The organism is Chryseobacterium sp., from assembly GCF_041914225.1.
In the GTDB taxonomy this organism is placed as follows: domain Bacteria; phylum Bacteroidota; class Bacteroidia; order Flavobacteriales; family Weeksellaceae; genus Chryseobacterium.
Genome location: NZ_JAYSDT010000044.1, coordinates 1 through 23,144 on the forward strand (window position 1 = coordinate 1; position 23,144 = coordinate 23,144).

Below are 23,144 nucleotides of genomic sequence, written 5' to 3' on the forward strand. Positions count from 1 at the left end.
AAAGGTAGTATACGGGTAACTGTATCGAGGGTTCGAATCCCTTCCTTTCTGCAAGAAACTAAATCCTGTGCTAATGATTAGCACAGGATTTTTTATGAACTGAATTCTTTGATTATTAACCACTTTTTATTGAACTAACAGGTCATTTTTTAATCGCAAAGAAAAATGATTCAAATGTTTTATTTTAGAAAGCTAAGAAGTGCGACTTTGTCGCTGAAGAAGCTTAGTGGATATAAGCTTAGAAAAAATCAATGAAATTGATTCCATCCTTTGCTTCCTTGAAAATATGAGATAAGAGGCTAAAAACTTTGCGTTAGTTTAAATTCCATAAATACAATATTCTACCCAGCTTTTGAGACTGATCCGTATTTCTACTCATCCCGATAATTGGTAACTTATACGCTACATCATTTCCTTTGTTGTTTGTTACTTTGAAGTACAATCTAATCACCAAAAAACCAACCTAATTATGACATCAACAAGTGTAAATGCAAATTCTTCAGGTCAGTTAGTACTTGGAAACGGAGCACAATTCTGGGTGTATCTTTCACCGCAAAATGATACTTCCAGAATGATTTCTACATGGCGTGTTACTTTCTCGCAGGGAGACTGGAGTGACTTTATCTCAAGTGAGAATCCTACCAAACAAATTCAAACCCCTAATCTTTCAGGGATTTTTGATATCAGAGTAGAATTATTAAGCGGATCTACCGGTACATGGCGTCAGATCCCTCCTCAAACAGGAAGTCACAATGAAATAGGCTGTAATTCCAACTGTGCCTCTATGGTAGGCATTGTTGCTGACAGCACCAACCCTCCTATCGGAGCCATCAACGCACATTTCTGGACAACATGGGACGCTATGTGCGGGATAAGACAGAATTAATACCATTAACAGTCCATACAACCAGATTGCCACAGTATACTATATTGTGGCAATTACTGTTGACAAACTTTCATTTTATCATTGTTACTAATTTGAAAATCCTATGGGTGCAAGAATTCCGGAATTTCATTTTTCACTAAATTTGTATCTGAAATACGATTCAATCAAATATGTATACATTACGAACAGCATTCTCACTGCTGTTATTTTCAGCATTTTTCCTATTGCCACAATCTGCAAAAGCCAGTGCTTACTGGATGGAAATTCATGGAACAGGAAAATTAAAAGATCCTGTAAAAGTTCAGGTATGTTATGGGTTTATTGATGACCTTAGCGAGCGCCATCGTACTACCGGAGCTGAATTCCAAAGGATCAAAGATTTTAATTTCTTTCTTTTCAATGCCAGGGGTGAAAAATTAAAAATTGAATTACAACCTAAAGAAACGTATTGGGAAGGAAGCTTTACTCCGGACCAGGAAGGGACTTATAGGATTTTAGGAATGAATGATCAACAACCGGTTCTGTTACGGTCTCAAAATCCACAGGAAAATGTAAGACCTATTGATTTTATGTGTGGAGCTTATCAAGTGGGAATATCCTCTGATAACAATCCTCCTCTTCCATTCATGGATATACGGCTTTCCGAAAAAAACGGAATCTATACTATTTTCCCCTACCGTAATATGAAACCTGTAGAGAAAGGAACAATGATTAGGATTTTTAACCCTGAAAATTGGGAAAAGAATATTCCAGTGAATGAGAGCCATAAAGCTTTTTTTAAACCTACAATGCCAGGGCTTTATGTAATCAGGCAGGACTGGCAGGAGGATTCTCCCGGAACATTTCAAGGTAATGCCTATGGAAAGATACGATACCGTAATAATTATTGCCTTTGGATAAACTAAGAACGTATAAAGAATCTTAATAAAAAATCCCGGATGCAGTGATCTGGGACTTTTTTATAAAATTATTAAATCTTTTAGAATTTCAAGGAAACACTTCCAAGAAATCGTGACGGAGCCTGTGGTGTCAAACGTACAGACCATGCTTTTTCGTTGGTAATATTGTCGAATTTCAGCCCTACTCTGTATTTTGCCTGATCGTAGAAAATCCCTATATCAAACATTTTATAAGATGGGATAATCACTTTAGCTGCTTGTGTATTGGTTTGATAAGAAGATGATCCCATATTTCCGCCACCGCCTATTCCCAGGCCTTTTAATTTTCCTTCAGGAATGCGGTAGCTGATCCAGAAGTTGAACATATTGGCAGGCCCTGACAAGGCAGGCCTTAAACCATTTACCGAAAGATTGGCATTGGTAAATTTACTGTCATTATAAGCATATCCTGCAACAACATTGAATCCATCAAAAGGATTGGCTGTCAGTTCAGCTTCGAAACCTTTACTTACCTGCGTCCCATCCTGTATGGAATAGTTGATATCATCAGGATTTGTTCTTAAAATATTATCCACACGGATATTGTAATAACTTAACGTACCTACAAGTCTGTGGTTAAAAATGTCTGCTTTTATCCCCAACTCCAGCTGGTTGGCATATTCCGGTTTGAAGGTATTCCCGTTGATATCTGTTCCGCTTACGTTATTAAAACCGTTCATATAGTTTCCAAACAGGGAAAGTTTATTTTTCAGTACTTCATAGACAATTCCCATTTTAGGTGAAAAAGCGGTCTGCCCATAAGGTCCTGACTGCACTCCACTATTGCTTAAGCCACCTTTTATTTCTCCTGTGGTTATATCATAAACTCCTTTGAACTGAAACCGGTCTACCCTTAAACTGGCCATTACCATAAGCTGCTCCGTAATATTAAAAACATCAGAAACATAAGCAGCATAGGTATTGTCACTGTTGTTTTCCCTTCTGAAGGCTGAAGTAGCTGTAAGTGCATCGATCGTATTGCTATTAACTCTGAAATCTGCTGAAGGATGAATAAAATTAAATACCTTGGTATTGGTATGGTAACGGTCAAAATGATTGGAGTTGTTATAAAAGTCCAAACCGACAACCATTCTGTTTCTGAAACGTCCGATACGGAAATCCCCGATGAAGTTCTGCTGAATATTGGTTGCAATAAATGAAGTGGTTCCCACCATCACCTGCGCACTTGCTGTAGAATCTGTTTTCCCGTTAATGGCAGAAATATATCCGTTAATGGTAGATCTTGCTCGGGACAGTATCGTTTGAGATGTCCAGTTTTCCGAAACTTTATAATTCAGCTGGGCGAAGATGTTCAGCATCTGTGTTTCGTAGGCCAGGTCATCACTCAGGAAATTTTTATAATAAGGGAACTTCATATCTGCAATAGACTGGATCTTCTTGCTTCCGGTATAAGGATTGAATCGTACAACCGATGTTCCTTTTGCCTGATTGAATTCTACGTCCAGCAAAAGCGACATACGGTCATTGATCTGATAAGAAAAACTGGGAGCAATTGCCAATGAGTTGGTAAATCCGATATCCTGGAAGCTCTTTTCTGTAGTTCCTGCCGCATTAAGACGGAAAAGAGCTGTTCTGTCCTTATTTACCGGTGTATTGACATCCACAGTCAATCGGTTATAATTCCAGCTCCCTCCTACATATCCTACCTCACCGCCAAAATCATTGTAAGGTTTTTTCGTCACCCTGTTGTACACTCCTCCGTAGCTGCTGGCCACACTTTTCCCGAATAAAGTCGCTGAAGGTCCTTTAATAGCCTCTATACGTTCAAGGTTTACAGGATCAATGACTGAAAATGCAGCTCCCGCTACTCCATTTCTGGCATTGGGTTCTGTTTCAAATCCTCTTGAGCGGAATGTCACTCTTCCCTGATTCGCAATCATTGGGACTCCTGCTCCCGGTACGTTTTTGGAAATGCTTCCCAGATCTACAGCAACCTGTTCCTGGAATAATTCTTTGGTAACCGTATTGTATACCTGAGGATTTTCTAAATTTTTCAAAGGTAACCTGGCTACAAACCCGCTTTCTTTTTTCGAAAAACGGTTTGTATTCTTCATAATGACCACTTCCTGTATAGCCTGGATATTTTCCTGGGTAAGCTGATAATCCAATATGGTTGTTTCACCTGCTTTTACCTCTGCCGGAAGGCGTACTTCTTTAGCTCCCAGAATCTGTAACTTCACGGTATATGAACCTGCATTAAGGTTTACAAAATGATAATTTCCTTCGTCATCCGTAAGGGTTTGGCGATTTGCTTCCGGCAACGAAACAGATATTGCCCTCAACGGCTGCCCATCCACCATATTTACTTTTCCTGAGATGCTACCCTGCAAATTCTGAGCATGTAGTGTTGTTAAACCGATCAGAGAGTATAAAAAAATAAAAATTGGTTTTATCCATTGCTGTTTCTTGGTTGAAATATCATTCTGTCTTGTTTCTGCGGAATGAGGCATATGCCTCCCGGGAAGCATACATTCATTAGGTTATATCATTTTTTCCAGCCTTATTTAAAGTGATTATAAATAAAGGTGCAAAATAACGGAAACGCAGGTTCTCTCACAATATTAATTTGAATTATTCTAAATAAATTTAAAAAAAATACAACTTTCAACTTAAACTAAATTTATAGAAACATTCAATAAATAAGGGTTTGAGAGATTATTTAAGCTTTAAACAATGGATAGAATCAGCTTTTCCACAAGTTGCCAATACGTTATCCACATGTTATCCACAATTCATTTACTATGAAAAAGGGTTTGAAAGCACATATTCCTAATTCTATCCTAAATCAGGTGTTTATTTTGTCTTGTTTTTAAACAGTATTGAAAGATTTTGAATAAACATTCTATGAACCAGGCTTATAATTTTGCAGCAATAAAGTATTCTCTCTGCGTAACTGCGGTATTCTCTTCTATCTTATGGTTTCGCAGCCATTTAAAATTAACAGTAAAACAACAATCCATTATATTGGGCATGAAGAAAATTCTGGCAGTTATATTTTTATTAGGATGTATAGGAACGACAATCAAGGCACAGATCAGTCCGCCGGGGCTGGGAGATGCCAACAATGCGTTCTGGGGAGCCTTCGGAGTGAAGCGACAACTTGATTCTTTAGGGAAAAAGCAGGCTTTGAGCTATGTTGCCATCGGGAGAAAAAGCAGCCCGGATAACCATAGTTTATTTTCAAAACAGGCTATCATTGTCCTGAATCATGAGATATACCATTCTTTTGCCCCGCATCAGCAGTACAGCTATGCCCTCAGTTACCGCAGACAGCCCCACTATGAAAGCAACGCTCCTTATGAAAAAGAAAATACAGAACAGGAATTCAGGATTTACGGAAGATATGCATACACTTTTGATCTCGGAAAAAAATGGAAGCTGAAAAATACAGTACGGCAGGAATTCAGGAAGTTTTTTGATACAGACTTTCATAAAGCAGAGGAAGATTTTCAGCTCAGAACCCGTATCAAGAGTCAATTAACCTATAATTTATCATCTAAAAACAACCAAAAGCTGGCATTAAGCGCAGAAGCGCTTTTTTCCATAAGCCACCTTAATGAACCGGATTCTGAATGGAACTCGTTCGGATATCGTGAAATGCGGATTGCAGCTTACTATATGTTTACCATTCCTGATTCACCTTTTACAGTAGATATTGGCTATATGGATGATCTTATCAGAGACAGCAGGAGCATTCATCATGGAGGTGTCCATTACCTTGCTGCAGACCTGATCTGGAATATACCTTACAGAAAGAAATAACACAAAAAAAACTACATTTTTATAAACAAAATCCCGATCATCACTGACCGGGATTTTTGTTGAAACATAAGTTTCCCTGCAATATAATTAAGTATGAATGTTTGGTGTATAGTTTAGTTGCAAAGCTTCAGGAATTCGCGGCTCATCTGTACATTAAATTTGGCGTCCGCTTTGGAACGGGCATAAATCGTATGCTTAAAAGCATGTACCGTTTTCAGTTTTTGATCAATAAATTCTGCAATCTGCACCACAGAGAACAGAAAGTCCCTGTACAACGCCATATTGACCGTCTGCCCATAATACGGAAGGTACGCTTTTAAAAAAGGTATTGCTTTCTGATGGCGGTTATAGCTGATGCAATATCCTACCCCTTCTACTGAGATAACAATAGCATAGTTATTGAGATAATCCTGAATGTTTTTGTTACCGTCCAGAGCCTGAGGATTTTTTGAACAAAACTTATTGATCTTATCCAGAATATGCTGAGCATACTCCATCATGGATATATTTTTAAATTCAAAAACCTGGCTCATCCTGTTGGCTGGTGAGGTTTCGTTTTCGCAATCAATACAGAAAGAAATCCCTATTTTTTCATGATAAGGAAAAAAGCAGTCTTTTACTTCAATGGAGGCATCCGGCTTCAACCTGTCATCTGCAAAATTGTAATAGACATACGGACTGTAAAGTTCAGCAAGCGCATTCAGATAGTCTGTTTCGCTGGTATTATGATATTCTTCAAACCATTTTTCAAGGTTGTCATAATAATTACTTTCAAAGTCGTTAAAGTTTAAGTAAAATGGCAATTCCATAGCTCTGTAATTTTGATATGACAAAGCTATATCCGTAATGCGACAAAACTTGACGCAATATATTTTTTGTGAAAGATTTTTTGGTCAAAGATCAATTTTTGTTTCGCAAAGTCAATTGTGAATGGGTATTAACGCAAGGTTTGCAAGGTTTATTACTATACAGAATTTATTTGTTCGCAAAGACACTTCGTTCAGCCAGGACATTAGTTTATCCATTGCTGAGTGAAACGCCTTGGCGATCGAAAAAAATTAAACCTCACAGAAGCTTTGCGAAGGCCGCTTTTAATAATATGCGAACTTATTAAAATTCACAAGCGCAGCAAACTGACCATTCACCATTGACATTTATTTATCATAATTCTTCATCACATACTCAAAGTAGTGAATCATTTTCAGGTAGTTTTCGATACTGAGATATTCATTGGTACTGTGAATGCTCTGCTGTTCTGCACTATTGATTTTGATCGGCATGAACCGGTAGACGTTTTTACTTACGATTTCGTATTTTCCGGCATCTGTTCCTGCCATGGTAAGATAAGGTGTAACAATTGCTCCGGGATGAATTTCCTTAACGGCTGCTTCTATTATTTTAAAAGCTTTTGTATTGGTTGGAGAAATGGCAGATGCTTCTCTGGTATTGTCAATTTCTTCTACCTCCACATCAAAACCTTCAGTGGCTTTAGCAATATGATCCCTTACATCTTTCACTGAATTTCCGGGAAGCAATCTGAAATTAACCACAAATTCCACTTCGGGAGAAAGCACATTGGTTCCGTCGCTTCCTTTCATCATCGTTAATGCTGTGGTGGTTCTTACCAATGCATTGGTGGTATTGTTTTTGGTGAGCTGTGAGATCAATACCGGTTTTAAAAGCCATTGATTGGCCAGCGCCATTCTAGTGGTAAAAGGCATTTCACCGCCAATATTATTAAAAAATTCTTTGATTAAAGGTGTGATAACGGGCTTCATCTGATCATCTTCCAGACGCTGCATGATGACAGCAGCCTTCCCGATAGCACTTTCCATAGGCGGCATAGAGGAGTGCCCGCCAAGCCCTTTAACTTTTATCTTTGCGGACAGAAAGCCTTTTTCAGCGCATCCCACCACAGCCACATCAGTATCAATTCCTGCTACATTCCCTTTTCTCATAATCAATCCTCCTTCGTCATAGACAGCGTCGAATTTCAATCCTTTCTTTTTAAAATAATCTGCGATCTGAACAGCTCCTTTTTGTCCGCCAACCTCTTCATCAAAACCGAAAGCCAGATAAATATCACGCTGGGGAATCTGTTTGTTTTTAATCATAGAATTCATAGATTCCATTAAAGAGAAAAGCATTCCTTTCATATCTATCGCTCCTCTTCCGTAGATTCTTCCATTGGCAACCGCTCCTGAAAAAGGGGCAAAATCCCAGTCTCCCGCTACTTTTGAAACAGGCTCAAGCGGCTTGTCATCCGGCCGGAATACATTTTCTCCGTTATTTTTAATATCTGCATCTCCGGGAGGAACAACATCCATATGGGAAAGGAATAAAATGGGTTCAAGGGCAGGATTGCTTCCTTTAAGCCTGAAAACCAATCCATATTGATTCACCTCAACATTTTCTGTATTCTGATAAACTAACGGATAAGAGGTTTTTAAATAAGCCTTGAACTGATCAAACGGTGCATAATCGAATTCACCCAGACTGCCTGTGGAAACTGTGGGAACTTTTATTCCTCCTGACAGCCTCATTACCGCAGAGTCATTTTTTACGGTTTTCCAACCTTCTCCTGCTCCGATATTATTTTTCTTAAACGGATAAGTATAGGTTTTAATCAATACAACAGCAGCCAGAACAACAATGATTCCCAGAAGGATTAAAAGAAATTTTTTCATAGCAGATAGTTTGTGAGGTGGTTTGATTCCATAAATATAGTAAAGTATCGGGTGTCTGACAATTTAAACCCGGGCTTTTCGACCAGAGAATCTATTAAATACAGTAATCAGATAAAAATAAACGGATATATGTCCCCTTAATGAAATCAAGATCGTCATCAGAATAAAAAAGTATGAAGAATATTCTGCACATTATTTCCAGCGCAAGAGGAGAACAATCTTATAGCAGCCAGCTAAGCTCAGCCATTCTGGAAAAACTATTACAACAGGGTAATATCAATGCGGTCACTGTAAGAGACCTGGTGAAGGATGCACCACCGTATGCAGATGAAATCTCCATTCATGAGTTTTATAAACACCCGGAATTATACGATGAACAAAGCAGGCAGCTTCTTTCATATGCCAATCTGATCGTGGATGAAGTGCATGAAGCGGATATTATTATCATTGGAACTCCGGTTTTCAACCTCGGCATTTCCACTCCTCTGAAAGCCTGGCTTGACCAGCTGATCCGCGCAGGAATTACTTACGTCTTTGACGAACAAGGGAATCGTATGGGCCGGTTTACAGGGAAAAAAGTATATCTTGCCGTTGCTTCCGGCGGCAGAAGAGCTGAAGGTGCGCCGGATTATATTTCGGCCTATCTTAGGGATGTTTTCAGAAGTTATGCAGGAATTACGGATGTTGAAACCTATCGTATTGAGGGAACCATGGAAAATGGATTTACAGCGGATTATGAGCGTGTGCTGAAAGATTTTAAACCTGTCAATGATATTTCTTAGCAGGTTTTATTGTAAACGCAAAGTTTTACATTGCTAATCTTTGAAGATAAGGGAGCAAAGAAGGAATCAACAAGTTGATTGGATGAAGATTTGGGTTTCAGATAATGAATACTTGTTTTTTTGTTTTTTAACGCAAGGGCGCAAGGGACTTTAATTATGATATGTTTTTTAAGGCGCAAGAAAATCCAAGATTTTCAGCAGAGAAACTTAGTCGTCTTTGCGGTTATCAACTATGAATAAACATCCTTAGTTTAATTCAGGATTCCATTCATTTCGGTTAAAATGATAGGTTTTCCGTCGGTAATTACAATGGTATGCTCGTGCTGGGCCATGTAACCGCCTTTGTTCCCTACCATCGTCCATCCGTCTTTTAATTCTACAGCAATGCTGGAATCGGTGGAAATAAATGTTTCAATGGCTACCACAGAGTTTTTCTTAAAACGTCTGGAATCAAAACGGTTTCTGTAATTCAGTAATTCATCAGGCTGCTCATGTAAGCTTCTTCCTACTCCGTGGCCTGCAAGATTCTTAATGACTTTAAGACCTCTTTTCTTCGCTTCGGTTTCCATTAAATGTCCTATGTCTGCTATTTTCACACTGCCTTTTATATTGCTGATCGCCTTTCTCAGAATGTCTTTGGATGCCTCCACCAGTTTCTGATGCCCGTGGATATCTTTTCCAATGACAAAAGATCCGCCGTTATCTGCCCAATATCCATCCAGCTCTGCAGAAACATCAATATTGATCAGGTCACCTTCTTTCAAAACCCTTTGATCTGTGGGAATACCATGGCAGAATTCGTTATCTACGCTGATGCACGTCCAGCCCGGAAATCCGTACGTCAAATAAGGCGCTGATTTTGCCCCGAAACTTTCCAGTATTTTAGCTCCGTATTCATCAAGATCTTTTGTGGTCATGCCGGGTTCAGCATACGCTATCATCTTTTTCAAAGTACAGGCAACAGCTTCACTTACTTTTTGCATTCCGAGCATCTGATCTTCGTTGGTGATTGACATTTGTTTGATTATTGTTGAGAACTACAAAGTTAGGAAATTAAAATGTTCCGGGATAACCTGTTTCCATTTACCCAGATCCAATTATTGAAATACGGTTACCCCCTTCACCAACCCCCTCTACCCCCTTGGGTAAGGGGGTATACCCGGTTATATAAGGGGCTGGAGACCGTTATTGAAGGGAATGAAGGGGCTTCATATAGGGGTTAGAGGAGCTTTATAAGGGGCTGCAGGCAGTTATGGAGTGGCTCGTGACACTTATGTTGAAGGAAAAGGATCAGATGATGCGCAGGCTGGAGAAGCTGCGAAATAAATAAAACCACTGTTTTGCAATGGTTTTTATTTTGTTTGAGGGACGAATGAGAGGCTTGTATCAATAGGAATTATACTAAATATCTTTATAATACTTAAGTACAGCTTCTTTAGCTACAAATTTCAAAAATTGATCTGAAATGGCACCTTTTGTCTTAAAATTATCTCTTGCCTCTTTTAATGTCATATGGTTAGCAGAGCTAGTTTTCATATCATCCGTATTCCCATCATCTTCCCAAAAGCAAACTGGACAAATTTGATAATTCCCTTTTTCAAAAATTGTTCTGAAATTACAACAAGGGCATGGATTTAATTTTTCTACAACTCCAATAACAGCAATAGGTAATTGGTATAAAGTTTTAATTTTTTCTTCAATATAAGAAACTTTTACTCCAGTATATTTTCCTTTTAAGTATTCAAAGATTTCTTCTTTCTCAATTCCTTCATTTTCAATGAATTCTTCTCGTTCTTCCTCAGTCATTCCTGAAAGTTCATGTAATGACAGTATGTTTATTACCGTATCCAATTCTATTTTTATCATACTTTTTATTTTGTTAGACTAGCCGCTAAATCAAGAGCATTTTGGAAAGGCGTCGTACTTATATTAGGGTTTGCTTTATAAAACGTTCTGATCTCTCTTAAATCCACTCTTCCAACAAGAATTTCCTGCGTATTGCTATTAAATTTAACTAAAAATTTACCCACAACTTGTTCCTGAATATGTAGTTTTTAATTTCTAATTGGATTCTGAATTGTTTTGTGTTGGGGATGTAAAATCAAAAAAAACTTTTGAATAATCTTCTGCAAAAACAAACAGCCTACTCGTAATATTGTATCTTACAACAACAAATTTTACATATTCAATAGATTCGTTTTTAATTAAAAGAAGATTATTTAAAATCTCAGATGTTAATTCTTTTATACTTTCGCTTTTAGCTAATTTATTTCTTCCTTTATAAGACATAATCATATCATCCAACAATAAAGCATGATTTGAGTATGATGTGCATCATCCGGATTTGGAGGAATATTGAAGGTATAAGTATCTGTAAAATGGGTGTCAAAATTAAAAGTCCCTACATCCTCTAATACCTGGGCATCATGGTCAACAAATTCATAAGGAAAAATATACAAATCGTTAGAAGAAGACCATGGATCCAATATATGAGTCTTTTTAACTTCATATTGATTGGGTTCAAATTCGTACCGGGTCTGTCCTCCTGTAGGATATTTTATCGTCTTGAGAAGACCTATGTTTAAAAACTTTGGACTATCCGGATTGTTCAGGCAGTAGCATTTAAATTCTGTCCAGTTGCCTCCGGTAAAAGGACTGTCATTATATTCAAAGCTTGTTTTTTCAAATTGAGTGGAAGTTCCGTATTTCTGAACAGAACGAAGCATTCTTCTATCATAGAAGCCATCCGGTACGGCTTCTGCTGTACATGAGGATATATTAGGTTCAGTATAAATGAAAGCGGCATCCTCACTTTGCAGGGTATATTTCTGAATCACTTTCCCGGCTTTATTTTTCAAAGCTACAGTGTGTAACTGATAAGGATCAGCCAGCTTCTTTCTAAGAGCTTCATTGAAATTATAGCTGAATTCTATAGAACCAAAATCTGGTGAAGTCACTTTGCTAACTTTTAGACTTTTTATAGTAAGAATTTCAAGATTAGGGACATAACTGTCCACCAGATATTCAAACAGGAGTGGTTCAATCTGATTAACATCCTTTATCTTAGTAAGATAATAAGCTGAAGTATACAGGGTAGAATTATTACTTGTTTTTGAAATATTCTGATCTTTATTGTTAAAAAAATAGGTGTTTCCTGATGAATCAATAACTGTAAAAGTATCTTCTGTCTGATTATAGATGATATTCAGTTTGGTATGGGTAATATAAGTGATTTCTTTTTGTCCGTCGGAATTAGTTTTTAATAAGAATTTTCCATTAAATCCCATAAAAGAATAGTAATAGATATCAGTAGGTATACTGTTATATTGGTTTACAGCTCTGTAAATAAGGCAGTTTGTTCCATATAAAGACCAGCCAAGGCCTACATCAGAAGCTTTGCTTGTCTTTCCTGCATTGCCGGGATGGTAGGATATTCCTACATTGATTCCTATTTCAGGGTTATGGGTAGTCAATGCAAAGAAAGGAATATTAATATCCGGAACTCCTGTAGATAATGATATAGGAGCATTGATGAAACTTGACATTGATGCTGCTGAAGGTGCAGAGGTGAAACTTTCACTTGATGCTCCCTGCGAAAATAATAGCCCTGAACAAAACGTTAGCAGGAGTATTATGAGCTTATATTTTTTTCTCATGGCTTTTTATTTCTTAATTAATTTAGCATTCGCCGTTTTATTGTTATCCGTTTTTATTGTCACCAGATAAGCCCCTTGTACCAAAGCCTGGGTATTGATTTTTGTTACGTTGTTTTTGGTTTTTACACTCTGAAGCTGTCTTCCGCTCATGTCATACAACAGAATCTCCGCATTCTTAAAATCAAAACCTATTTCTACATAAGCATAATCTGAAACAGGGTTCGGATAGATCTTAATATCATATTTTTCAATCAGCTGATCAACCTGCTTGTCCCCCAGCTTTACAATCTTCCAGTTCTCTTTACCCAACTCTTCTGCACTGGTTCCAGCTAAGACAATAGAACCGTCTCTGTTCAGCTTTACATCAGAAAGCCTTTCTTCCTTCTTTCTGGATTCACCTTTTACGTGTTTTCTCCACTTCTCATTTCCGTTCTGATCAAGATATAACATCCAGAAAGTTTCATCATCAGTTTCTATTCTTCCTTCAGCCTGCGTATAACCTCCCAGCAGAATGCCTTTAGACTTCCCGCTTCCATCTTCCTGCTTCCCGCTTATTACACTCATGCCCATCAGAATATCACGGTTACCCAAATTGTAAGATTTCTGCCACTGCTCATCACCTCTTTCATTTAAAGAAATCAGCCAAAGGTCTGTTCCTTCTTCTAATCCGACAGTTTTGTTTCCTGATCTTTCTGATCTGGATTCCCCGCCAATGATAAAGCCAGTTGAAGTTAAAGCAAGGGTTCTGATATGATCGTCACCTTTTCCTCCGAAGTTCTTTTCCCATTCTACTTTTCCGTTTTTATCAAGCTTTACAATCCAGTAATCACCTTCACCGAAGTTGCTGCTGACTTTGGAATAAGAGTCGATCTTCACACCACTTCCAGCCTCCAGCTTCCCGCTTCCCGCCTTTACTTCAGAACTCCTCGAATACATTCCCAGTAATGCTCCTCCGTCTTGGGTTGGAATCATCTTTTCAACTTCATCCAATCCTTTTCCCCCTAAAATTAACTGTGAGAGTTCTTTCCCGTTTTTGTCCAGTTTTGTGATCAGAACATCTTTGGAGCCATAACCTTTTGATGAGCCCTGTACGTTACCTGCAACAAAGAATCCTAAATCGGTAGTCTGGATAACTGCTCTGGCTTCTTCATCAGAAGTACTTCCCAAAGTTTTCTGCCATAATTCATCCCCGAATTCATTGATTCTAATGAGCCAGATATCTGATCCTCCTTTGGAATCCTCTTTTTTATCGAGTCCTTTTCCTGAATACGATGTGCCTGCCAAAAGAAATCCACCATCCTGTGTGGTAACAGTGGCTGATAGATAATCATGGTTTTGTCCTGAGAAATATTTTTCCCAGACTTCTTCTCCCTGCTGGTTCAGTTTGATAAGATGAAAATCATAACCGTTGTTCTGCTTATTTCCAGCCTCCGGCTTCCCGCTTCCTGACTGTATAGAACTTCCTGTGATAAGATATTGCTGATCAATGGTTGTGGTAACCTGGCTTAGAAAATCCTGGGTAGAGGATTGGATGTCTTTCTGCCATACCACTTCCTGGGCAGATGTGCCCAAAAAAGCGCATAGGGTTAGCGCTGCGAGATAGATTTTTTTCATTCCCGTGTTTTTTAAGTTAATATTGTTTTGTTTTTATAGATCATGGTTACATCCAATTCTTTAATGAAGAGGTTGTTTAAACTTTTATCATCATTATTTAAACCACAAAAGGCATAAAGTTTTAAACACTTCAATTTTTTCAGAGCCCAACCTTATGGATAATAAGTACACTTAAGTTTTCTGAAAATCTTTGATTTTCTTCTGAACTTTTCTGTGGTATCATTTTAAACTTACTTAAGCACATTCAAGTGTTTTGTGACTTTTGTGGTTTTGTAAAGTTTAAACAAACTTTAATAATAAATTTTTCAAAACTATTCAAAATAATATTCTTTTGGGGGCAAAAAATATTGTATTTCATATGTATGAAAATTTGTACACATTAAACTGATTTTGAATATTTTAAAAGTAGCTGAAGAATATCCTCCGAATGAATATAATTGAATAAAAATTTCATAGTTATTGTTTTTTAGCCATGATTTGACTGGGTTATAAAACTTTGCAAATTTAACATTTTTTTAACAAACCTGTCTGACCATAAATTTAATTTAATACAAAAATATTTCTTAGCAGCGACAGAACCTGTCGCATTAAAAATAAAAAGGGCCAACTCAAAAGAATTGACCCTTCCAAAAAACATTAACTGTTTATTGATAGAATTATGATGTTTTATTTCCAGCCGCCACCTAAACTTTTATAGATGTCAACTACTGTGCTGAGCTGTTTCTGTTTTGCCTCAATAAGTTCCATTTTAGCATCCAGTGCATCTCTTTGGTTCAAAAGAACTTCAAGATAATCTGCTCTGGAATTACGAAACAACTGATTGGCAATATCAATAGACTGATCCAGGGCTTTCGTTTCCTGAGACTTCAGTTGATAATACTGGTCAATATTTTTAACCTTCGACATCAGATTGGCAACATCCAGATAAGCATTCAGAATGGTTTTGTCATATTCGTACAATGCCTGGATCTGTTTGGCATCTGCTGTCTGGAAATTAGCTTTTATCGCACTTTTGTTGATCAGCGGTCCTGCCAGTTCACCAGCCAGATTGTAAGCAATTGATTCCGGCATTTTAACAAGGTATGAAGGTTTGAATGCCTCTAAACCTAATGTAGCCGAAATTTCCAGGGAAGGATAAAATTCTTTTCTTGCTGCTTCCACATCCAGCTTTGAAGCCTTTAATTCCAGTTCTGCCTGTTTGATATCCGGACGATTGGCTAACAGCTGTGACGGAATCCCGGTATAGACTGTCTGGGGAATCGTAGACATAAAGTTTTCCTTCGTTCTTACGATCGGTTGTGGATATCTTCCCAGCAAAGCATTAATTTCATTTTCCTTCTCCGTGATTTGTTGACGGATGGTATATTCCGCAGCTTTGGATTTTGCCAGTTCTGCCTCAAATTTCTTAACAGCAAGTTCTGTTGCAGCAGCAGCTTCTTTCTGAATTTTGGAAATTTCCAATGCTCTTTGCTGAAGCTTGATATACTGCTGTATAATATCCAACTGGTTATCAAGTGCCAGCAATTCATAATAATTATCGGCAACTTCTTCAATAAGATTAGACAGGACAAAGTTTTTGCCTTCTACTGTAGAAAGGTAATGCGCTACGGCAGATTCTTTTTCGGTTCTGAGTTTTTTCCAGATATCAATCTCCCAGCTCGCATTTAAGCCCGCTTCAAAATTTCCAAGCGGATCCGGGATTTCCTTACCGGGTTCCATTTCCGTAGAAGCATCTCCTGCTCCTTCACTGGTATAGCGGCCTGCTTTTTTCAATCCTGCTCCTACTCCTGCAGAAACGGTTGGGCTCAATCTTCCCTTTTTAGCTAAAACACCACTTTTAGCAATCTCAATCTCCTGAAGAGTGATCAACAGCTCCTGATTATTTTTTAAAGCCGTTTCAATCAGGGTTACAAGGTTAGGATCCGTAAAAAACTGTCTCCACGGTGTTGTTCCGCTGTTATTGTTAGCATCCTGCTGCTCTTCCTGATTAAAGTTCTGAGGAATATTTTCTTTTACCTCGTCTTTTATAACAGTCGCCATCGGCGCCTTACAGCTTGCAAGTACAAGCGATAAGGCAATGGCTGTGATTATATTTTTAGTCTTCGAATTTTCCATCATGTTCATAAGGTTCAGTTTGTTCTGTTAAGGGATTCTCTTCTTCATATCTCGCCAATCGTGACTTATCAGCAATGGTTCCGAAGATATAATACAATCCAGGGATAATCATCAGCCCGAAAACAGTTCCGATTAACATACCTCCCGCTGCTGCTGTACCAATCGTTCTATTACCAACTGCTCCCGGCCCCGTTGCAATTACCAACGGAATCAATCCGGCAATGAACGCAAATGAGGTCATTAAGATCGGACGGAAACGTATGGCAGCTCCTTCAATAGCTGCCTGTGCTACAGGAATTCCTTCCTCTGCCTTCTTCTGTACGGCAAATTCAACAATTAATACCGCGTTTTTACCCAGAAGTCCAATCAGCATCACCATTGCCACCTGTGCATAGATATTGTTTTCCAAACCTAAAAGTTTTAAACATAAAAAGGCTCCGAAAATACCTACCGGAAGCGATAAAATAACCGGTAACGGAAGAATAAAGCTTTCATACTGGGCAGAAAGGATCAGGTAAACAAATCCTAAACACACCAGGAAAATAAATACCGCTTCATTTCCACGGCTTACTTCATCTTTGGAAATCCCTGCCCAGTCGATACCAAAACCTCTCGGAAGTGTTTTATCCGCAACTTCCTGAATCGCCTGGATCGCCTGACCACTACTGTATCCAGGAGCAGGTGTTCCACTTACCTGTGCAGAATTATACATATTATGTCTTGTCATTTCAGACAGTCCATACACTTTTTCAAGTCTCATGAAGTCTGAATAAGGAACCATCTGGTCTTTATCATTTTTAACATACAGTTTCAACAGATCTGTCGGTAAAGCCCGGTATTGTGGTCCGGCCTGAACAATCACTTTATATGGTCTGTCGAAACGGATGAAACTCGTCTCATAGTTAGATCCGATCAATGTAGATAGGTTATCCATCGCTTTTTCAATCGTTACTCCTTTTTGCTCCGCAAGATCATTGTCTATCCTAAGCATATACTGCGGGAAACTTGCAGAATAGAAAGTAAATGCCGATCCAAGCTCCGGACGCTTTTTAAGTTCTTTCACAAAGTCGTTACTTACCTGCTCCATTTTGTGATAGTCTCCACTTCCTGCTTTATCTAACAAACGAAGCTCAAAACCTCCTGCAGCTCCATATCCGGGAACGGAAGGCGGCTGGAAGAATTCAATATTGGCTCCCGGAATATTCTTGGCCTTTTCTTCGAGTTTTTCAATGATTTCGGCAGCAGATTCTTTACGCTCCTCCCAACTTTTAAGGTTGATCAGACAGGTTCCTGAGTTGGATCCGGTACCTTCGGTCAGAATCTCGTACCCAGCAAGAGAGGAAACGGACTGTACTCCATCAATATCTTCTGATTCTCTCAAAAGCTCTCTGGCAATCTGATTGGTTCTTTCCAATGTAGATCCCGGAGGTGTCTGAATAATAGCATAGATCATCCCCTGATCTTCAGCCGGAATAAATCCGGATGGTAAAGAGTTGCTGAGGAAGAATGTGCATGCACAGAATGCTAATAGTAATGGTAACGTTATTGTCTTTTTCGTAACTGTTTTGTTCAACAGTTTTTCATATCTCCCTGCTCCTTTTGTAAACAGGTTATTGAATTTATCAAGGAAAAGTGTAACCGGAGTTTTCTTTTTAGCTTTTCCGTGATTATTTTTAAGGATCAAAGCACACAATGCCGGTGTCAAAGTAAGGGCCACAACCCCTGAAAGGATAATGGACGAAGCCATTGTAATGGAGAACTGGCGGTAAAATACCCCAACCGGACCGGACATAAATGCAATCGGAATGAATACGGATGCCATTACCAGTGTAATAGCGATAATTGCTCCACTGATCTCATGCATTGCTTCTTCCGTTGCCTTTAACGGGGAAAGATGCTTTTCTTCCATCTTGGCGTGAACGGCCTCAATTACTACGATCGCATCATCTACTACAACCCCGATCGCCATTACCAGGGCAAAGAGTGAAATCATATTCAGGGTAATTCCGAAGGCAGACATTACCGCAAATGTTCCTACCAATGAAACCGGAACTGCCAGTGCAGGAATCAATGTAGAACGCCAGTCACCCAGGAACAGGAATACTACGATAGCAACCAGAACGAAGGCCTCAAATAAGGTATGAATTACTTTTTCCATAGAGGCATCCAGGAATCTGGAAACGTCATAACTGATCTCGTAATGCATCCCCTTAGGAAAGTTATTTTTCTCAAGATCCTTCATCAATGCTTTTACATTTTTAATAACGTCGCTTGCGTTCGATCCGTATGACTGTTTTACCGTAATCGCTGCAGAAGGTTTTCCGTTCAGTGTAGAATAAATATCATACATGGAACTTCCGAACTCTATATCAGCCACATCTTTCAGCCTTACAGACTCCCCGTTCGGTTTTGCTTTCAGAATGATGTTTCCGTAATCTTTCTCATTATTATAACGTCCCGGATATTTTAATACATATTCAAAGGACTGAGAACGTTTTCCCGAACTTTCTCCCGTTTTACCAGGAGAAGCCTCCAAACTCTGCTCATTCAGAGATTCCATTACTTCATCAGCTGAAATATTATAAGCTGTTAATCTGTCCGGTTTAAGCCAGATACGCATTGCGTATTCACGGGTTCCGAGGATATCAGCAAAACCAACACCACTTACCCTTCTCAACTCAGACATTATATTAATATCTGCATAGTTGAAAAGAAATTTCTGATCGGCTTTCGGATCATCACTATACAGGTTAATGTACATCAACATGTTAGGCTCCTCACGGGTAATTTTCACCCCTTCACGTACTACCAGAGGAGGAAGTTTATTAACAACAGAAGATACACGGTTCTGAACGTTTACTGCCGCTACATTGGGGTCCGTCCCCAGGTCAAATACTACCTGGATAGACGCTTCTCCGTCATTTCCGGCATCTGATGTCATATATTTCATACCGGGAACCCCGTTTAGCCCTCTTTCCAAAGGGATAACAACGGATTTAATCAACAATTCGTTGTTTGCTCCGGGATATTCTGCGGTAATATTTACTTTGGGTGGAGAAATGGATGGAAACTGTGTCACCGGAAGTTTTACCAATGACAATATCCCCATAAATACAATAATCAATGAGATTACTATGGACAGAACTGGTCTGCGAATGAATTTTTTAAACATACTGCTTCATTTTAGAGACCACTACTCTGCTTTTAATTTCAATGATTGAAGAACTTTCTTAGGATCCTGGAACTTTGTTTTCAACTTTTGATCATCCTTTACTTTCTGAACTCCTTCAAGCAGGATCTGATCTCCTTTTGAGATTCCTGAGCCTACCACATAAAGATCCGGAAGTTCATAAGCTACTTTGATATTTCTGGATTTTGCCACTCCGTTTTTGTCAACAACAAATACGTATTTCTGATCCTGAATTTCATAAGTTGCTTTCTGTGGAATGATCAGTGCGTTATGAACAGGCATTGACATCTGTATTTTACCTGTTTCCCCGTTTCTTAAAAGTTTGTCTGGATTAGGGAATTTAGCACGGAACGCAATATTTCCTGTTTCGTTATCAAATTCTCCTTCGATAGTCTGGATTTCTCCTTTCTGTGTGTAGGTTTCTCCGTTTGCAGTAATCAGAGATACCTGGTTGCTGCCTCTGTCTGCTGCATGAGTCTGATAACTTAAGTATTCCGGTTCGGAAACATTGAAATAAGTATAAATGCTTGTGTTATCTGATAAGGAAGTCAACAGATCACCTTCATCCACTAAACTTCCCAGTTTCAGAGGAATTCTGTTGATAACCCCCGAAAACGGTGCTTTGATATCGGTAAAGGAAAGGTGGATCTGAGCCAGCTTCATTTCTGCGTTTGCAGCATCCAGCTTGGCTTTTGCCATAGCTCTTTCATTTTTAGAAACGATGTTGTTTCCCGCTAATGTACTTGCGTTTTTCAGCTCAATAGAAACCTGTTCTACTTCTGCTTTTGCTTTTAATAATTCTGCCTGATACAATTTAGGCATAATCCGGAATAGTGTCTGTCCCGCCTGCACGTATTGACCTTCATCTACAAAGATTTTTTCCAGGAAACCTTTTTCCTGAGCTCTTACTTCAATGTTTTTTACAGATTGAATCTGGGCTACGTATTCTTTGTTGATTACAGTATCCATTACTACTGGGGATGTCACCGGATATACGGTAACTTCTTCTTTTTCTTCTTTTTTCTTATTGCAGCCAACCGCCAGCAGAAGGGCACTCAGCGCAATTCCCGAAGCAACTCTTTTTATCATAATTCTAGAGTTTATATAAATCGTTAATGTTTTGAATAGAAATAAACGGTAATAAAAGGGGTACGGTGTGCTGATTACCAACAATACACAACGTAAAGTATCTCTACCTGTAAATCAGGCAGAAAAAGAATAAATTGTTTGAATTTTAAATTCTGATGGAACGAATCAGAATAAATCTTTTGGTGGCAAAGCCAGGAATAAAGCCATCAATATCGGGTCTGAACCGTTTGTAACTTTTTAATCCAAAAATATAGACCAGGCTGAAAACTCCGGCAAAAACAACAATAGCCTGCCATACATCAGAAAGCTGGAAATCATTTTCGGTAAGTTCTAAAGTGGAATTGTCTACATTGTCGGCCATCTGCTGAACGGAAAGCTTTTCAAAAGTCTGATTCAGGCGGTTGGCTCTTTTGGGCATATGATGAGAAACATGACCGGTGTAGTCATTTCGGAGAGTTTTAACGTTGAGCCTGCTTTCCACTACAAACAGCAGAAAAAGACCGGTTAAAAAGTATACTATAAAGTTTCTCATTTTGAAGTTGCAAATGTACACCCAGTTTATGATATTATCATAGCAGATTAACAAAATTTAACTCTCCTTTAAATTAGCTGAATAAAAAAGTTTGAAAAATAGTAAACATTTCCTTTATTCAGGCATAATCCAGGCATTCTGAATATCACCTGTGCATCTTCGAATTTTCAAATATTAAGCCACATTTTTGATTTAAGGAAATTTTAATTTTAAAGTTGTTGCTTTTTTGAACATTCAAACCCTGTTAAGCTTTGTATTGAAAATATTTTTTTGAAATTAAAATCAAAAATATTAAAACCTAAACTTTATCATAATTTTAGATTATTAACATTAACTTATTGTTCTTCTCTTCTTTTTGAATTATTTTTGCCGAAAATTGACACACCAATGAAAATGAAGAAAAAAAATACACTATTCTACTGGAAACAAGTCCGTTAAAAATCTTGAATTAACAATAGCTATACTCAATATTCACTAATAAATTATTACTTCCTGTTTCGTGAATAATGTTCAAAAATCGGTGAGTTAAATTAATATGGATTTAAATTTTACGTTACTTTATGTAAAATTAACACATTTTTATTAAAAATATTTGTAAATTTATATAGCATTAACACCACAATTCATGAAACACTTTAAAATCACTTATCACTATGAAAAAATTATTATTCCCGGTCCTTTTTGGATTGACCATTGTTTCCCTAACAGCATGTAAACATCCCGGAAAGGAAGCTGAAACCATTACTGCTGCTACCCCGGAAAACACAGATGAGATCACAAAAAATGTGTATGTTGACAACTATGGAGAAAAAATAGAAGTAACGATCAACAACACTAAAAATACAGCCACAATACATTTAAACGGCAAAACTTTTGACCTCAAAAAGAGTGATGCATTACCTGAATATACAGCCTCCAATGAAGAGTATCAATACTCTGATATTAAGGGCAATATAACTTTCCTGAAAAAAACTGCAGATATGGTCCTGTTTCATGTTAAACAGTCAAAAAAAGAGTCCGGACCGGCAAAAATGGCATCGTATTAGCATAGGGAAAAGCATTCATATTAAAAAAATAAGCATTATGAAAAGTTTATATTATTATTTATCGGCACTTGTTATCGCAACATTTTTGGTTGTTTCCTGTACGACACAAAACGCACAAAAACCAACTAATGATATTACAGGAAAAACCTGGAAACTTACTGAGTTGAACGGCAAACCAATAGAGCTGAAAAATCCTAAAAACAATCCTTATTTCAAACTTGAAATGAACGGAATGAGATATGAAGGAAATGCAGGATGCAACGGTTTGGGAGGTACGTTTGAAATCAAACCTGAAGTGATGAGAATTAAGTTCAATCAGGGAATGTCTACGATGATGGCTTGTGAAGATCTGGATATTGAAAACCAGTTTACCAAAGCAATTCTTGCTGCTGATAATTATTCGGTAAATGGTAATACTCTTACTTTAAACAAAGCCAGAATGGCTCCTTTAGCTAAATTTGTTCTTCAGTAATTGTATATTATTACATAAAATATAAAGACGCCTCACTGTATGGGGCGTCTTTTTTATTATTTACTTTTCTTATTGTACAGGATATAACAAACCAAAAGACTTATATTCACCAAAACAGCAAATGAATTTGATAGAATAATAGGAAGCTCATCTTTTTTAAATCCATACCATACCCATAGTGACAGCCCTGAAATAAGGACTAAAAGCATGAGCAACGAGATATCTTCCACATTCTTTTCTCTGATCACTTTTACCAGCTGGGGAATCATAGAAACAGAAGTAAGAATTCCGGCCACTATACCTAATACATTTTCATTCATAATTGTAAGCTTTGTATATCTGTACTAAGATACA

General features: G+C 38.0%; 18 protein-coding genes. 6 read left to right on the plus strand and 12 right to left on the minus strand.

The features are described from left to right. Positions 1–469 precede the first annotated feature (469 nt). Positions 470–886, plus strand: a complete 417-nt coding sequence (locus ACE3RB_RS16120; protein WP_374465146.1) for a hypothetical protein — start codon at positions 470–472, stop codon at positions 884–886. 170 nt (positions 887–1,056) lie between these two features. Further along, a complete protein-coding gene (locus ACE3RB_RS16125; RefSeq protein ID WP_374465147.1) occupies positions 1,057–1,791 on the plus strand; it encodes a hypothetical protein in 735 nt (244 codons plus the stop codon). Between the two features lie 74 nt (positions 1,792–1,865). On the opposite strand, the gene ACE3RB_RS16130 is transcribed toward ACE3RB_RS16125, so the two are convergent. Next, the gene (locus ACE3RB_RS16130) at positions 1,866–4,313 is read right to left on the minus strand and encodes a TonB-dependent receptor domain-containing protein (protein WP_374465148.1); all 2,448 of its coding nucleotides are present in this window, start codon (positions 4,311–4,313) and stop codon (positions 1,866–1,868) included. A gap of 502 nt (positions 4,314–4,815) precedes the next feature. Between ACE3RB_RS16130 and ACE3RB_RS16135 the strand changes: the two genes are divergently transcribed. Continuing rightward, the gene (locus ACE3RB_RS16135; RefSeq protein WP_374465149.1) at positions 4,816–5,607 is read left to right on the plus strand and encodes a DUF2490 domain-containing protein; all 792 of its coding nucleotides are present in this window, start codon (positions 4,816–4,818) and stop codon (positions 5,605–5,607) included. Positions 5,608–5,720: 113 nt separating this feature from the next. Here ACE3RB_RS16135 and ACE3RB_RS16140 read toward each other — a convergent pair whose 3' ends face one another. Both ACE3RB_RS16140 and ACE3RB_RS16145 read right to left on the minus strand, forming a co-directional pair. Further along, on the minus strand, positions 5,721–6,416 hold the full coding sequence (locus tag ACE3RB_RS16140; RefSeq protein ID WP_374465150.1) for a hypothetical protein: 696 nt from the start codon (positions 6,414–6,416) through the stop codon (positions 5,721–5,723). A gap of 345 nt (positions 6,417–6,761) precedes the next feature. Continuing rightward, entirely contained in the window at positions 6,762–8,294 is a 1,533-nt protein-coding gene (locus tag ACE3RB_RS16145) for a M20/M25/M40 family metallo-hydrolase (RefSeq protein ID WP_374465151.1), read from the minus strand. Positions 8,295–8,467: 173 nt separating this feature from the next. Here ACE3RB_RS16145 and ACE3RB_RS16150 point away from each other — a divergent pair, with 173 nt between their 5' ends. After that, positions 8,468–9,076, plus strand: coding sequence for an FMN-dependent NADH-azoreductase (locus ACE3RB_RS16150; RefSeq protein WP_374465152.1), 609 nt, complete (start codon positions 8,468–8,470; stop codon positions 9,074–9,076). Between the two features lie 251 nt (positions 9,077–9,327). Here ACE3RB_RS16150 and map read toward each other — a convergent pair whose 3' ends face one another. The 8 genes from map to ACE3RB_RS16190 all read right to left on the minus strand — a co-directional run bounded on the left by map (position 9,328) and on the right by ACE3RB_RS16190 (position 21,272). Continuing rightward, positions 9,328–10,092: a type I methionyl aminopeptidase gene (gene map / locus ACE3RB_RS16155; protein WP_374465153.1), complete on the minus strand. Its 765-nt coding sequence runs from the start codon at positions 10,090–10,092 to the stop codon at positions 9,328–9,330. A gap of 385 nt (positions 10,093–10,477) precedes the next feature. Continuing rightward, positions 10,478–10,942 (minus strand): CPCC family cysteine-rich protein, encoded by a 465-nt coding sequence (locus tag ACE3RB_RS16160; RefSeq protein WP_374465154.1) that lies wholly within the window; start codon positions 10,940–10,942, stop codon positions 10,478–10,480. 425 nt (positions 10,943–11,367) lie between these two features. Beyond that, on the minus strand, positions 11,368–12,732 hold the full coding sequence (locus ACE3RB_RS16165) for a hypothetical protein (RefSeq protein WP_374465155.1): 1,365 nt from the start codon (positions 12,730–12,732) through the stop codon (positions 11,368–11,370). A gap of 6 nt (positions 12,733–12,738) precedes the next feature. Next, positions 12,739–14,346, minus strand: a complete 1,608-nt coding sequence (locus ACE3RB_RS16170; RefSeq protein ID WP_374465156.1) for a T9SS type A sorting domain-containing protein — start codon at positions 14,344–14,346, stop codon at positions 12,739–12,741. 666 nt (positions 14,347–15,012) lie between these two features. Continuing rightward, positions 15,013–16,470: an efflux transporter outer membrane subunit gene (locus ACE3RB_RS16175; protein WP_278352787.1), complete on the minus strand. Its 1,458-nt coding sequence runs from the start codon at positions 16,468–16,470 to the stop codon at positions 15,013–15,015. Continuing rightward, entirely contained in the window at positions 16,442–19,633 is a 3,192-nt protein-coding gene (locus ACE3RB_RS16180) for an efflux RND transporter permease subunit (RefSeq protein WP_002984692.1), read from the minus strand. Before ACE3RB_RS16180 ends, ACE3RB_RS16175 begins: the two co-directional genes overlap by 29 nt. 21 nt (positions 19,634–19,654) lie before the next feature. Further along, positions 19,655–20,737 carry an efflux RND transporter periplasmic adaptor subunit gene (locus ACE3RB_RS16185; protein ID WP_374465166.1) on the minus strand — a complete coding sequence of 361 codons (1,083 nt, stop codon included), beginning with the start codon at positions 20,735–20,737 and terminating at the stop codon, positions 19,655–19,657. A 148-nt stretch (positions 20,738–20,885) separates the two neighbouring features. Further along, positions 20,886–21,272, minus strand: a complete 387-nt coding sequence (locus tag ACE3RB_RS16190) for a hypothetical protein (protein WP_002984697.1) — start codon at positions 21,270–21,272, stop codon at positions 20,886–20,888. 653 nt (positions 21,273–21,925) lie between these two features. Between ACE3RB_RS16190 and ACE3RB_RS16195 the strand changes: the two genes are divergently transcribed. Continuing rightward, the gene (locus ACE3RB_RS16195) at positions 21,926–22,318 is read left to right on the plus strand and encodes a multicopper oxidase domain-containing protein (protein ID WP_131437981.1); all 393 of its coding nucleotides are present in this window, start codon (positions 21,926–21,928) and stop codon (positions 22,316–22,318) included. A gap of 37 nt (positions 22,319–22,355) precedes the next feature. After that, on the plus strand, positions 22,356–22,790 hold the full coding sequence (locus ACE3RB_RS16200; protein ID WP_002984703.1) for an META domain-containing protein: 435 nt from the start codon (positions 22,356–22,358) through the stop codon (positions 22,788–22,790). A 56-nt stretch (positions 22,791–22,846) separates the two neighbouring features. On the opposite strand, the gene ACE3RB_RS16205 is transcribed toward ACE3RB_RS16200, so the two are convergent. After that, the gene (locus ACE3RB_RS16205) at positions 22,847–23,110 is read right to left on the minus strand and encodes a SemiSWEET transporter (protein ID WP_232722294.1); all 264 of its coding nucleotides are present in this window, start codon (positions 23,108–23,110) and stop codon (positions 22,847–22,849) included. Between the last annotated feature and the right edge of the window lie 34 nt (positions 23,111–23,144).